Here is a 12,411-nt window from a genome sequence, read left to right on the forward strand (position 1 = left end):
GTGTGACGGACGAGGACAACCGTCCCGATCACGAACACCCTCGAGGAGATCCCCGTGCCAGAACCCGTCCCCGCCGACACCGAGGTCTCCGGTCCACTCGCCGGGGTCGTCACCGGAGCCCTGCGCAAGGCGATACGGAGTCAGACCGGTGTGGCGCGCACCTACGTCCGCAAGCTCCGCGAGAGCCATCCCGACGAGAGCCCCACACGGATCCGGGAGCGGCTGGACTCCCGCTTCCTGACCATGGTCACCGCGTCCGGGGCCGCGGTCGGCGCCACCGCTGCCGTCCCCGGGGTGGGCACCGTACTCGCGTTCGGCGCGATCGGTGCCGAGTCCCTCGTGTTCCTCGAAGCCACCGCGTTCTACACGTTGGCCGTCGCAGAGGTGCACGGTGTGGACGTACGGGTCGGCGAGCACGAGGAGCTCCTCGTGATGACCATCATGCTCGGCGCGTCCGGCACCGCGATCCTGTCCAACGCGGTCAGCACGAGCGGCGGGGCCTCCGTCGGCGGTTCGCTCGCCAGCAGGTCGCTGCGGATCCCCGGACTGAAGGAGGTCAACCGTCGGATGGTGTCCCGGTTCGCTCGGAAGTTCGCGGTCAAACGGGCCACCCTCGCCATGGGCAAGCTGGCCCCCGCGGGAATCGGCGCGGCGGTGGGCGGTTGGGGTAACCGCAGGCTCGGTCGGACCGTCGTGAACGCGGCCGCCACCACCTTCGGGACGCCCCCGGACAGCTGGCCCGCGTCCTGACCTTGCGCACCTCGTGAGCCCCCGCATCCCCCTGTCAGGTGAGATCGGAAGGCCGAGAACGCGCGGAAGGTCTAGCCTGGGTTCATTGCGTGTGAAACCCACCACAGATCAGGAAGGCACCACAACATCGTGAGCAACAACGTCTCACAGTTCGGACAGAACCAGTGGCTCGTCGACGAGATGTACGAGCGGTTCTCCAAGGACCCGTCCTCCGTGGACAAGTCCTGGCACGAGTTCTTCGACGCGAACCCCGGGGCCGCCGCTTCTGCTGGTCGTAGTTCGTCGAACGGCTCGTCCGGCGCTCGTCCGTCTTCGGACGGGGGTGACGAGCGCGGTGGTGGGAAGAGCCGTGGTGGGAAGAACGGTGGCGAGAAGGTCCGGGGTGAGAAGACTGGCGGCAAGAAGGTCTCCGACGACAAGTCCGGAGGCGACAATGCCACCCCCGACGCGAACACCCAGAAGACCTCGGAGCTCACCGTCGGTGACATGACCCCCGAGTCGTCGGCAGAGGACGTGGCCGCCAAGCCCTCCATCGACAGCTCCCCCGGGCGCAAGGCCCGTGGGCAGGGGGTCCCCGCACCGGTGCGGACGCCCGAGACGCGTGGCAAGCCGGATGCGGCCGCCGCGAAGCGGACGACACCCCCCGAGTACGCGCCGCCGGAAGAGCCACAGAACAAGGTCCTGCGCGGCCCGGCCAACGCCATCGTCAAGAACATGAACGCGTCGCTGACGTTGCCCACGGCCACCTCGGTACGTGCGATTCCGGCCAAGCTGATGATCGACAACCGGGTCGTCATCAACAACCACCTCAAGCGCACGCACGGCGGCAAGATCTCCTTCACCCACCTCATCGGGTACGCCATGGTGCAGGCCATCAAGGCCTACCCCAACATGAACAACTACTACGAGGAGATCGACGGCAAGCCCAACGTCGTCACGCCGAACGGCATCAACCTCGGTCTGGCCATCGACATGAAGACCAAGGCGGGGCGCACCCTCGTCGTGGCCGCCATCAGGAACTGCGAGAAACTGGACTTCCGCGGCTTCCTCGACGCCTACGAGGACATCGTGTCCCGCGCCCGCGTCGGCAAGCTGACGATGGACGATTTCTCGGGCGTCACCATCTCGCTGACCAACCCCGGTGGTATCGGCACGGTCCACTCGGTACCGCGACTCACCGTGGGACAGGGCGCCATCCTGGGCGTCGGCGCGATGGAATACCCGGCCGAGTTCCAGGGTGCGAGCGACGAGCAGCTGGCCAACAACGCCATCGGCAAGATCACGACGCTCACCTCGACCTACGACCACCGGATCATCCAGGGTGCGGAGTCCGGCGAGTTCCTCCGCGAAATCCACCGTCTTCTGCTCGCTGACGAGTTCTACGACGAGATCTTCGACGTCCTCGGAATCCCCTACGAGCCGGTCCGGTGGCGTCAGGACATCACCGACCCACGCGTGGACAAGGACGCCCGCGTCCTCGAGCTCATCGCGGCCTATCGCGATCGCGGTCACCTCATGGCCGACATCGATCCGCTGGACGGCAGGCACGCGAAGCGTCGCCGTACCTTCCACCCGGACCTCGACGTCAACTCACACGAGCTGACCCTGTGGGACCTGGACCGCAAGTTCTCCGTCGGCGGTTTCGTCGGCAAGGACAAGATGCGCCTGCGCGACGTGCTGTCCGCGCTGCGCGCGGCCTACTGCCGCAAGATCGGCATCGAGTACACCCACATCCTCGAGAACGAACAGCGCCAGTGGATCCAGGAACGCCTCGAGGGAGTCGACGACAAGCCGACGGTCGCCGAACAGAAGTACATTCTGTCCAAGGTCAACGCCGCCGAGGCGTTCGAGACCTTCCTGCAGACCAAGTACGTGGGCCAGAAGCGCTTCTCGCTGGAGGGTGCCGAGTCCGTCATCCCCATGATGGACGCTGTGATCGACGAGGCCGCCGAGTTCGCGCTCGACGAGGTCGTGATCGGGATGCCGCACCGCGGCCGCCTCAACGTCCTGGCCAACATCGTGGGCAAGCCCTACCGGCAGATCTTCACGGAGTTCGAGGGCAACATGGATCCCTCGGCCGCGCACGGCTCGGGGGACGTCAAGTACCACCTCGGCGCCGAGGGCATCCAGTACCAGATGTTCGGCGAGAACGAGATCAAGGTCTCGCTCACCGCCAATCCGTCGCACCTCGAGGCCGTCGACCCGGTCCTGGAGGGGATCGTGCGTGCGAAGCAGGACGTCATCGACGACCCGGAGTGGCGTGCCGAGTACCCGGTCGTGCCGCTCATGCTCCACGGTGACGCGGCCTTCGCCGGCCAGGGTGTGGTCGCGGAGACTCTCAACCTCTCGCTCATCGACGGCTACCGCACCGGTGGCACCATCCACATCGTCGTCAACAACCAGATCGGGTTCACGACCGCACCCGAGGCCGGGCGGTCGAGCCAGTACTGCACCGACGTCGCCAAGATGGTCGGCGCACCGATCTTCCACGTCAACGGCGACGATCCGGAGGCGTGCGTCCGCGTCGCCCGGTTGGCGATGGACTTCCGCCAGCAGTTCAAGAAGGACGTCGTGATCGATCTCGTCTGCTACCGCCGGCGGGGACACAACGAGGCCGACGACCCGTCGATGACGCAGCCCCGGATGTACGAGGTGATCGACGGCAAGAAGAGCGTCCGTCAGTCCTACACCGATGACCTGGTCGGTCGCGGTGACATCACGGAGAAGGAGGCGGAGAACGCCCTCCGCGACTTCCAGGGACAGCTCGAGCGGGTCTTCAACGAGGTCCGCGAGCTCGAGAAGCACCCGGTCAAGGCATCGAAGTCCATCGAACCTGATCAGCCGCTGCCCAAGCGTCTGGTCACGGCGGTGGACGAGTCGGTCATCCACTCGATCGGCGACGCTTTCGGGAACCTGCCCGAGGATTTCCACATCCACTCGCGGGTCAAGCCGGTCTACGAGGCACGCCAGAAGATGGCCTACAACGGCAACATCGACTGGGCGTTCGCCGAGTTGTTGGCCATCGGTTCGCTGGTCCAGGAGGGCCGGACGGTCCGACTCGCCGGCCAGGACTCCCAGCGTGGAACGTTCACACAGCGGCACGTCGTGGTGGTCGACAAGTCGACCTCCGAGCCCTATTCGCCGCTCCAGAACCTGGAGAACGCCGAGGGGCGCTTCGAGGTCTGGAACTCCGCGCTCACCGAGTACGCCGGCGTCGGGTTCGAGTACGGCTACTCGGTCGGCGACCCCGAGGCGTTGGTGATGTGGGAGGCGCAGTTCGGCGACTTCGTCAACGGCGCCCAGACCATCATCGACGAGTACATCTCCTCGGGTGAGGCCAAGTGGGGACAGAAGTCCTCGGTCACCCTGCTCCTGCCGCACGGCCACGAGGGCATGGGTCCCGACCACACCTCCGGGCGTATGGAGCGGTTCCTGCAGCTCTGTGCCGAGGGCTCGATGACCGTCGCTCAGCCGTCGACCCCGGCGAACTACTTCCACCTCATGCGTCGCCATGCCACCGACGGGATCAAGCGCCCCCAGATCGTCTTCACCCCCAAGTCGATGCTGCGCAACAAGAAGGCCGTCAGCGCCCTCGCGGACTTCACCACCGGGAAGTTCCGCTCGGTCCTCGACGATCCCACCTTCGTCGACGGCGGTAAGGACCCGGGCAAGGTCAAGACCATGCTGATGGTCTCCGGCAAGCTCTACTACGAGCTCGCCGCACGTCAGGAGAAGGAAGGTCACGACGACTTCGCGATCGTTCGGCTCGAGCAGATCCACCCGATTCCGTTCCGTCGCCTGCGCGAGGCCCTCGGGCACTACCCGAACCTCACCGAGGTCCGGTGGGTGCAGGAGGAGCCGGCCAACCAGGGGGCGTGGAGCTTCCTGGCCCTCAACCTCCCGGAGGTCATCCCGGAGTTCCCGCGGCTCAAGCGGGTCTCGCGCCGGGCCATGGCGGCCACGTCGACCGGTCTGAGCAAGGTCCACGCCGTCGAGCAGAAGGCGCTCGTGGACGAGGCCTTCTCATGATCACGCGCACGGGCTAGCCCCCGGGACCGTCGCCGAACCACCGGCGCCGATCCGATCCGCCGAATCCGCTACCCCGCCGCTGGATCCGCTACCCGATACGGGTAAGGGATCCGGCCCGGGAGTAGCGGATTCGTGCGTCAGGGCCCAGGGCGTGCGTCAGGGCCCACTACGTGCGCAGGGCCCAGTACGTGCGTCAGGACTCGGTACCGGCGTCGGGGCTCAGTAGTCGTGCGAGTCGAGCCAGTAGTTGGCGAGGTCGATCGGGGTGGCGGTACCGAACTCCACCCCCAGCAGGAGTTCCCGCACGTCCTCGGTGGTCAGCTCTCCACTGATCCGGTTGACCAGGGCGAGTTGGTCCTCCGAGAGAGAGCCCTTCCGGAACACCGGGACGAGGTGTTGGGACAGGATGGCGTCCTCGTCGTCGTCCAACGGCACCATGTCCTCGGGGTCCAGGACCGGGTCACTCGACTGGACCAGCCCCACGCCGATCTGTCCCGCCCGCAGCGCCTCGAACACCGCGCGCGGGTTCGGGCCCAGCGCCACCCTCCGCCCGAACCCGCAGTCGTACGTTCCACCCACCGCGGTGGCGAGTTCGCGGTCCGTGAGCGCCTCCTGGCGTGCGCCCAGGGTGAACTCCCCGCAGCGCCCGGCGAGGTCGGACATCGTCCGCAGTCCGTTCGTCTCCGAGGTGTGGCGGGTCACCACGTAGACGGGGGCGTCCTCGGCGGGGGCCGGGTCGGCTGCGGTCACACCCTCGGGCAGGGCCGCCATCATCGCGGCGTACACCTCGTCCGCCTCGACCACCGTGGAGCCGGGATCGAAGGCCCTGAGCAGCTCCCCCGTGAACCCGAGGGTGAAGGTGGCGTCCCCGGAGGTCACCGACTCGACGACCTCTGCCTGGCTCCCCGACTGCGGACGTGCCGTGACCCGGGAACCCGATCTCAACAGAGCATTGCCGTAGATGTGCCCGACGATCTCGGCCTCGCCGAAGGAGGCGGTCTCGATCACCACGACCGGATCGGACTCGTGAGCGGGGACGATCGTCGACTGCGCCTGGCATCCGCTCAGTCCCACCACCGCGGCCCCGGCCATCGCCAGCGCCCGCACCCCGACCCGCTCCCCCGTCCGCCGCACCCGTCCACGCCCTCTCTCGCCACGTGCGCACGCGATCGTGCGCCACCTGCCCGTCAGTCTCCCAGCAGAACCGTATCGGCGTCACGTCGAGGCCCGGCGCCGGATACTGTCGAGCAGACGAGCGAGGGGAGCGCCGGTGCCGAGTATCCGAGGACGGCGGGGTGGTGCGGCGGTGTCCACGACCCCGCCCTCCCGGTTGAACGTCCCCACCGAACGCGCGGTGGTCGACTGTGGTGTCTACGTCGACGGCGTGCGCGAGCGGGGACGGTTCACCCATCAGGCGGCGATCCGACACGTGCGGGAGACCGGGCGGGGGTTCGTGTGGATCGGCCTCCACTCCCCTGACCCGCACCAGATGGAGGCGCTCTCGCGGGAGTTCGGGCTCCACGAGCTCATCACAGAGGATGCGACGATCGGTCGGCAGCGGCCCAAGTTGGAGGCGTACGACGACTCCCTGGTTCTGAACATGTCGACGGTCAGCTACCTCGAGCACGAGTCGATCACCGAGGCCAGCGACATCGTGTCCACCGGTGAGGTCATGGTGGTCCTGGGCCGGGACTTCGTGGTGACCGTCCGACACGGTGACTTCACAGGTCTCGCCGGGATCCGGGCGGAACTCGAGAGCGCACCCGAGAGGCTCGTACACGGGCCCGCGACGGTCATGCACGCCGTGGCCGACCGGGTGGTGGACAGCTACCTCGAGGTCGCCGAGGGGATGAGTCGGGACGTCGACGAGCTGGAGACCGCGGTTTTCGCCCCCCGCTCCCCGGTCGACATCGAACAGATCTACTTCCTCAAGCGTGAGCTCCTCGAACTCAAGCACGACATCGCTCCCCTCGCCCTTCCGCTGCGACGCCTGTCGGTCGAGCACCTGGACCTGATCCCCGCCGAGATCCGGCACTACTTCCGGGACGTCCACGACCACCACACACAGGTCGCCGCCGAGGTCACGACCCTGGACGAGCAGATCACCTCGCTGGTCAACGCGGCCGTGGCGATAATCGGGGTGCAGCAGAACACCGACATGCGGCGGATCTCCGCGTGGGTGGCGATCGCCGTCGTACCCACGATGATCGCGGGGATCTACGGTATGAACTTCGCCAACATGCCCGAACTACGGTTCAAGTACGGCTACTACCTGGTCCTCGGGTTCATGGTCGCGGCGTGTACGGCTCTGTTCCTGCTCTTCCGCAAGAACCGCTGGCTGTAGTCAGCGGGTGAGGCCCGGGTTCACCGCCCGGCGCGCCGGATCGGTCACATCGATCCCCGCCTCAGCCCACGCGTCCTCGAGTTCCCCCGCTCCCTTGAGCCGGACCCACGCGGCCTCGGTGTGCGTCACCGGGACCGCCCGGAATATCCGCACCGGCGCGGCCTCGCCGCCCAACTCGACGTCGGGGATCTCGGGTTCGCGGAGCACGACCGCGGTGAACGTCGCGCCCGGCCACAGTGGCTCGCCGAGGTCGATGAGTGCACCTTCCGACAGCACCAGGCCCTCGACAGCAGGGGCTGCGGCCAGGACGGCCAGCGCGCGGACGAGCCCGTCCACCCCGCCCTGCAGCACCAGGGACAGCTCGGCCCGCGGCGCGGTCGGGTCGGGGACGAGCGCGGAGGGGTCGCCCATCGGGTCGGCCGAACACCCGAGCGAGGCGTAGCGGACGAGGCCCGACTCGATGTCCACGAACCGCAGTATCCGGATCGGCGCCGCGCCCAGGAAGGTCACCGACGCCTCCTGCGGCTCGGGGCCGAGATGCGTGATCAGGTGCTCGCGGACAGCGGTCAGGACGGACGCCGAACCGGACGGACCGCCCGGGAGCATCACTTGAGGCCGAGGCGTGCGAGTTCGTCGCGGACCTTCTCGGCGTTCGCGGGCTCGCACAGGATGTCGTACCGCCCGGCGACCAACTGCGAGGTCGACGCGAAGTCGCGCTTGCCGCGGGTCGCCGCGTAGGACAGGGAGGCGGACACCACACCGAACACCGAACCACCGACGAGGCCGGTGAGGACGACCCCCCACATCGGTTGGGTGAAGATCCCGAGGAGCAGGCCCACGAAGAGACCGAGCCACGCGCCGGTGGCCAGTCCCCCGAGCAGCACCTTGGGCCAGGTCAGTCGCCCGGTGACGCGTTCCACCTGCATGAGGTCCACTCCCACGATGGTCACCTCGTGGACGGGGAACTCCTCGTCCGCGAGGTGGTCCACGGCCGCCTGGGCCTGGGCGTAGGTGGGGTAGGAACCGACGACCCAGCCGGTGGGTGGCGTGGGTAGTCCGGGCGTCTGGCCCCGTCCTCGCCGACCCGTTGTCGGGGACACCGGAGTGGTCATCAACTCAGTCCTTCCGTCGCCGACCCGTTCGGATCGGTCTCGCGGGAATCCGACACCGTCATCCCTGCCGCCCGGCCCCGTGCGGAGACCACCAACGCCATCTTACGGCTGGCCTCGTCGAGCATCTCGTCCCCGAACATCACCGCACCCCGGGCCCCACCCTCCGCGGACGTCGAGTGCGCGTAGGCGGCGAGGATCCCTTCGGCCTTGTCGAACTCGTCCTGACGCGGGCTGAACACCTCGTTCCCCGCGTCCACCTGAGCGGGATGCAGGACCCACTTGCCGTCGAAGCCCAGAGCCGCGGTGCGGGCCGCCGCGCGGCGGAAACCCTCCTCGTCGCGCACCTTGAGGAACGGCCCGTCGATCGCCTGGAGCCCGTGCGCCCGGGCCGCGACGAGGATGCTCAGCAGTATGTGGTGGTAGGCATCGCCCGGCGTGTACCCCTCGGGCTGTTCCCCCACGGTGAGCGTGCGCATGCCGATCGAGGCCATGAAGTCCGCGGGACCGAACACCAGCGTGAGTACGCGGGCACTCGCGGTGGCGATCTCGTCGATGTTGGTGAGCCCGAGCGCGTCCTCGATCTGTGGCTCGATACCTATGTGCCCGACCGGCAGACCCGCCGCCTTCTCCACCTGGGTCAGCACGAGGTCCAGTGCCCGGACCTCCGCGCCCGACCTCGCCTTGGGCAGGAGTAGGGCGTCGACGTGTCCACCGGCACGGCCGATCACCTCGGTGACGTCGCGGACCGTGTACTCGGTGTCCCACGCGTTGACCCTGACGACCACCGTCGGCGCGACGAAGGCGCCGGTGGAGAGCGCCTCGACGACGTTCTCGCGCGCCTGCTCCTTGGCCGGCCCCGCCACCGCGTCCTCGAGGTCGAGGAACACCTCGTCCACCGGCAGGCCGCGGGCCTTGTCGATCATCTTGACGCTGCTTCCGGGGACGGCGAGGACGGTGCGCCGGGGACGCGACCGGAGCTCTGCGATCGTCGCCGCCGCGGAGTCCGACGGTGCGGGTTCCGTGTGCGTGGCGGGGGTCATCTGCGGGCACTCCCTCCGGTCCGGTGCGGGCACGGCGCGATCCGCCGCCCGGTGACTAACCTGGTCCGCATGGCGAACCTCAACAAGGCTTTCGTCGCCAGGCTAGCCGGACTGCCGGTGATCGGCCCCGACGGGGACGACATCGGGCGGATTCGCGATGTCGTGGTGACGATGCGCGCCCGGCACAAGCAGCCCCGGGTCATCGGACTCGTGGTGGAACTGCCGACCCGTCGGCGGATCTTCGTGCCCATGCTCAGGGTCGCCTCGGTCGAGCCCCGTTCGGTCGCGCTCATCTCGGGCACCATCAACCTGCACCGGTTCCAGTCCCGGCCCGGCGAGAACCTCGTGCTCGGGACTCTCGTGGACTCGATCGTCGGGGTCGAACCCGAGCGCAACGCATCCGGTGCCGCCCCCGGGACGGAGGCGACGCCTCGCTACCAGGTCATCGACGTGGAGATCGAACGTCAGCGCACCCGCGACTGGTTGGTCTCCAGGCTCGCCGTCCGGGCCCGGCGCGGGCGCGGGCCACTCGGTCGTCGGGGGCCTGTGTCGATCCAACCCTGGAGCCGGATCGAGGGCTTCGACGACGACGCGATCGGAGCCCCCGATCACGGCGCCGAGAGTCTGGTCGAGCTCTACGCCGACCTCCGCCCGGCGGACGTCGCTCACGCTCTCCGCGAACTCCCCGAGGTGCGCCGGCTGGAGGTGGCCCGCACCCTGGATGACGAGCGACTCGCGGACATCCTCCAGGAACTCCCGCACGACGAGCAGACCGAGATCGTGACCCGGCTGGAGCTCGAGCGAGCAGCGGACGTCCTCGAGGCGATGGACCCCGACGACGCGGCCGATCTGTTGGGTGAGATGCCGGAGAAGGACGCGGAGTCGTTCCTCCAACGAATGAACCCGGAGGACTCGGCACCCGTCCGACGTCTGCTGACGTTCGACGCGGACACCGCCGGCGGGCTCATGACGCCGGAACCCATCATCCTGTCCCCCCAGACGACCGTCGCGGAGGCCCTGGCCCACTGCCGCAATCCCGACCTGAGCCCGGCGCTGGCCAGCCTCGTCTTTGTGGTCCGACCCCCCACGGCCACCCCGACGGGCAAGTACCTCGGGTGCGTCCACATCCAGGCGCTGCTCCGGGAGTTGCCGTCGACGATGGTCGCCGAGACCGTGGACACCAGCCTGTCCACTCTGCGTCCCACCGACTCGGTGGACTCGGTGACCAGGTTCTTCGCCACCTATAACCTCGTGTGCGGCCCGGTCGTCGACGACGAGGGGCACCTGCTGGGAGCGGTCGCGGTCGACGACCTCCTCGACCATCTGCTCCCCGAGGACTGGCGCGACATGGACCTGCACGACAACAGAGAGGCACGTCGGTGACCGAACCCGGTACGCGCTCGGCGCTCTCTACGCCCGTCACCTCGCGGCGGCCCCGCATCAGCGTCGACCCGGACGCCGTGGGCCGGTACAGCGAGGCCATCGCCCGGTTCTTCGGGACCGGCCAGTATCTGATGATCCAGACGATCCTCGTGATCGTCTGGATCCTCATCAACGTCACCGTCGTGGCGCTGCGCTTCGACCCCTATCCGTTCATCCTCCTCAACCTCGCGTTCTCCACCCAGGCGGCCTACGCCGCCCCGCTCATCCTCCTCGCGCAGAACCGCCAGGAGGACCGCGACAAGGAGTCGATCGCGGAGGACCGGCTGAGGTCCACCCAGACCAAGGCGGACACAGAGTTCCTGGCGCGGGAACTGGCGTCCGTCCGGCTCTCGGTGGGAGAGACGGTCACGCGGGACTACCTCCGCCGGGAACTCGACGATCTCCGGCAGTCGGTCGAGCGGATAGAAACCCTGCTCGCGGGACAGGATTGTGACGGCGGTAACACCGAACGCCGGAAAACCGATTCAGACACCAGGGGCCGGAGGTAGCGTCGACCAGCACGGCAGCGATGTCGCGGCGCACCCCGCTCGCGACACCGTCCGGACGCTGTAGGGGGAACTTTGCGCAAGATGGCGCACAACACTGATCGACGGGCACTGACCAGCGCCGCGGTCGCCGCGGGCGTGATCGGCGTGCTCACAGCCGTGAGCCTGACGATGGACCACAGTCGACCCACCGGGGCCGCGGGCATCGCCCCGGCCGCCGAGACCGCCACCCGGGCTCCGACGGTGACGACCGAATCGCTGGTCACCACACCGTCCTCCGAGACCCCTCCGCCGACCGAGGCGGACGACCCCGGAGCCGCACACATCGAGCCGGCGACGATCCCGGACGGCCCCCTGGGAATCCCCGGCATCGCCCTGGACGCCTACCACCGGGCCACCGACCGGCTGAACGTCGAGAAGCCCGCGTGTGAGATGGACTGGACCCTCCTCGCAGGTATCGGTCAGGTCGAGTCCAACCAGGGACGTGGACGCTTCGACGTGCACGGGAACACCATCGGCCGCATCCTCGGCCCCCGGCTCGACGGGACACTGCCCGGCACCGCCGTGATCACCGACACCGATGGTGGGAGGTTCGACGGCGACGCGGAGTTCGACCGGGCAGTCGGCCCGGTGCAATTCATCCCCTCGACCTGGGCGCTGTTGGGCCGGGACGGGAACGGCGACGGGGTGGCCGACCCCAACAACATCTACGACGGTGCTCTCGCGGCCGCGACCCTGCTGTGCGGTCAGGGCGGGTCCATGGGCGACCCGGCGGCCCGTACCCGGGCGGTCCTGGCCTACAACAACTCGCTCGCCTACGTGGCCAACGTCAACGCCTGGGCACACGGTTACGCCGTCAATTCCTACCCGTTGCCGGCGGACCTGCCGGAGATCCACCAGCCGAAGCCGATCGTGGAACCCCCGGCGATCCCGGAGCGCTGCCCCGACGGGTGGGAGGGAGAACCCACCGCGGCGCCCGAGCCCGCTCTCCCCGGTGAGCCCGGGCACCCGGTGCCCGGTTGCACCGAGGTCGCACCGCCTCCCGCGGAACCCACGCCGCCCTCACCATCACCGTCCCCGGAGAACACACCGACGCCACAGCCGCCCGCGCCACCCGTCCACGTTGCCCCGGTGCCACCGGTTCTGCCGGTGTTCGAGCTGCCCTGTATCGCACCGTTCTGCGTGCCGCCCCCTGCCTGAATCGCCCG

At 68.6% G+C, this 12,411-nt stretch carries 10 protein-coding genes; 6 read left to right on the forward strand and 4 right to left on the reverse strand.

The window, feature by feature from the left end:
• The first annotated feature begins 54 nt into the window (after positions 1 to 54).
• Together A6048_RS10065 and A6048_RS10070 are read left to right on the forward strand one after the other, a co-directional pair.
• On the forward strand, positions 55 to 750 hold the full coding sequence (locus tag A6048_RS10065) for a YbdD/YjiX family protein (RefSeq protein WP_107747314.1): 696 nt from the start codon (positions 55 to 57) through the stop codon (positions 748 to 750).
• Between the two features lie 129 nt (positions 751 to 879).
• Positions 880 to 4,779: a multifunctional oxoglutarate decarboxylase/oxoglutarate dehydrogenase thiamine pyrophosphate-binding subunit/dihydrolipoyllysine-residue succinyltransferase subunit gene (locus A6048_RS10070; RefSeq protein ID WP_107747313.1), complete on the forward strand. Its 3,900-nt coding sequence runs from the start codon at positions 880 to 882 to the stop codon at positions 4,777 to 4,779.
• A 219-nt stretch (positions 4,780 to 4,998) separates the two neighbouring features.
• On the opposite strand, the gene A6048_RS10075 is transcribed toward A6048_RS10070, so the two are convergent.
• Positions 4,999 to 5,913 (reverse strand): glycine betaine ABC transporter substrate-binding protein, encoded by a 915-nt coding sequence (locus A6048_RS10075; RefSeq protein ID WP_235027532.1) that lies wholly within the window; start codon positions 5,911 to 5,913, stop codon positions 4,999 to 5,001.
• Between the two features lie 172 nt (positions 5,914 to 6,085).
• Here A6048_RS10075 and A6048_RS10080 point away from each other — a divergent pair, with 172 nt between their 5' ends.
• Positions 6,086 to 7,123 (forward strand): magnesium and cobalt transport protein CorA, encoded by a 1,038-nt coding sequence (locus A6048_RS10080; RefSeq protein ID WP_235027531.1) that lies wholly within the window; start codon positions 6,086 to 6,088, stop codon positions 7,121 to 7,123.
• On the opposite strand, the gene A6048_RS10085 is transcribed toward A6048_RS10080, so the two are convergent.
• From A6048_RS10085 to A6048_RS10095, 3 genes are read right to left on the reverse strand one after another with little or no spacing between them, the layout of a single operon-like run.
• Complete coding sequence (locus A6048_RS10085; RefSeq protein ID WP_107747312.1) at positions 7,124 to 7,729, reverse strand: suppressor of fused domain protein; 606 nt, start codon at positions 7,727 to 7,729, stop codon at positions 7,124 to 7,126.
• Positions 7,729 to 8,235 carry a YflT domain-containing protein gene (locus tag A6048_RS10090; RefSeq protein ID WP_162845687.1) on the reverse strand — a complete coding sequence of 169 codons (507 nt, stop codon included), beginning with the start codon at positions 8,233 to 8,235 and terminating at the stop codon, positions 7,729 to 7,731. The genes A6048_RS10085 and A6048_RS10090 overlap by 1 nt, the downstream gene beginning before the upstream one ends.
• Entirely contained in the window at positions 8,235 to 9,275 is a 1,041-nt protein-coding gene (locus tag A6048_RS10095) for an HpcH/HpaI aldolase/citrate lyase family protein (RefSeq protein ID WP_107747311.1), read from the reverse strand. The genes A6048_RS10090 and A6048_RS10095 overlap by 1 nt, the downstream gene beginning before the upstream one ends.
• 69 nt (positions 9,276 to 9,344) lie before the next feature.
• Here A6048_RS10095 and A6048_RS10100 point away from each other — a divergent pair, with 69 nt between their 5' ends.
• The 3 genes from A6048_RS10100 to A6048_RS10110 all read left to right on the forward strand — a co-directional run bounded on the left by A6048_RS10100 (position 9,345) and on the right by A6048_RS10110 (position 12,403).
• Positions 9,345 to 10,658, forward strand: a complete 1,314-nt coding sequence (locus A6048_RS10100; RefSeq protein WP_107747310.1) for a magnesium transporter MgtE N-terminal domain-containing protein — start codon at positions 9,345 to 9,347, stop codon at positions 10,656 to 10,658.
• Positions 10,655 to 11,206: a DUF1003 domain-containing protein gene (locus A6048_RS10105; protein ID WP_107747309.1), complete on the forward strand. Its 552-nt coding sequence runs from the start codon at positions 10,655 to 10,657 to the stop codon at positions 11,204 to 11,206. Before A6048_RS10100 ends, A6048_RS10105 begins: the two co-directional genes overlap by 4 nt.
• Before the next feature lie 81 nt (positions 11,207 to 11,287).
• Positions 11,288 to 12,403, forward strand: coding sequence for a lytic transglycosylase domain-containing protein (locus tag A6048_RS10110; RefSeq protein ID WP_235027530.1), 1,116 nt, complete (start codon positions 11,288 to 11,290; stop codon positions 12,401 to 12,403).
• The last annotated feature ends 8 nt before the right edge of the window (positions 12,404 to 12,411 follow it).

Origin of the sequence: Dietzia psychralcaliphila, from assembly GCF_003096095.1 — a bacterium.
Classification (GTDB): Bacteria; Actinomycetota; Actinomycetes; order Mycobacteriales; family Mycobacteriaceae; genus Dietzia; species Dietzia psychralcaliphila.

Coding starts and splice junctions, on each gene's coding strand:
- A6048_RS10085 (WP_107747312.1), bottom strand. CDS start 7,729: ATGCTCCCGGGCGGTCCGTCCGGTTCGGCGTCCGTCCTGACCGCTGTC.
- A6048_RS10095 (WP_107747311.1), bottom strand. CDS start 9,275: ATGACCCCCGCCACGCACACGGAACCCGCACCGTCGGACTCCGCGGCG.
- A6048_RS10090 (WP_162845687.1), bottom strand. CDS start 8,235: ATGACCACTCCGGTGTCCCCGACAACGGGTCGGCGAGGACGGGGCCAG.
- A6048_RS10100 (WP_107747310.1), top strand. CDS start 9,345: ATGGCGAACCTCAACAAGGCTTTCGTCGCCAGGCTAGCCGGACTGCCG.
- A6048_RS10110 (WP_235027530.1), top strand. CDS start 11,288: ATGGCGCACAACACTGATCGACGGGCACTGACCAGCGCCGCGGTCGCC.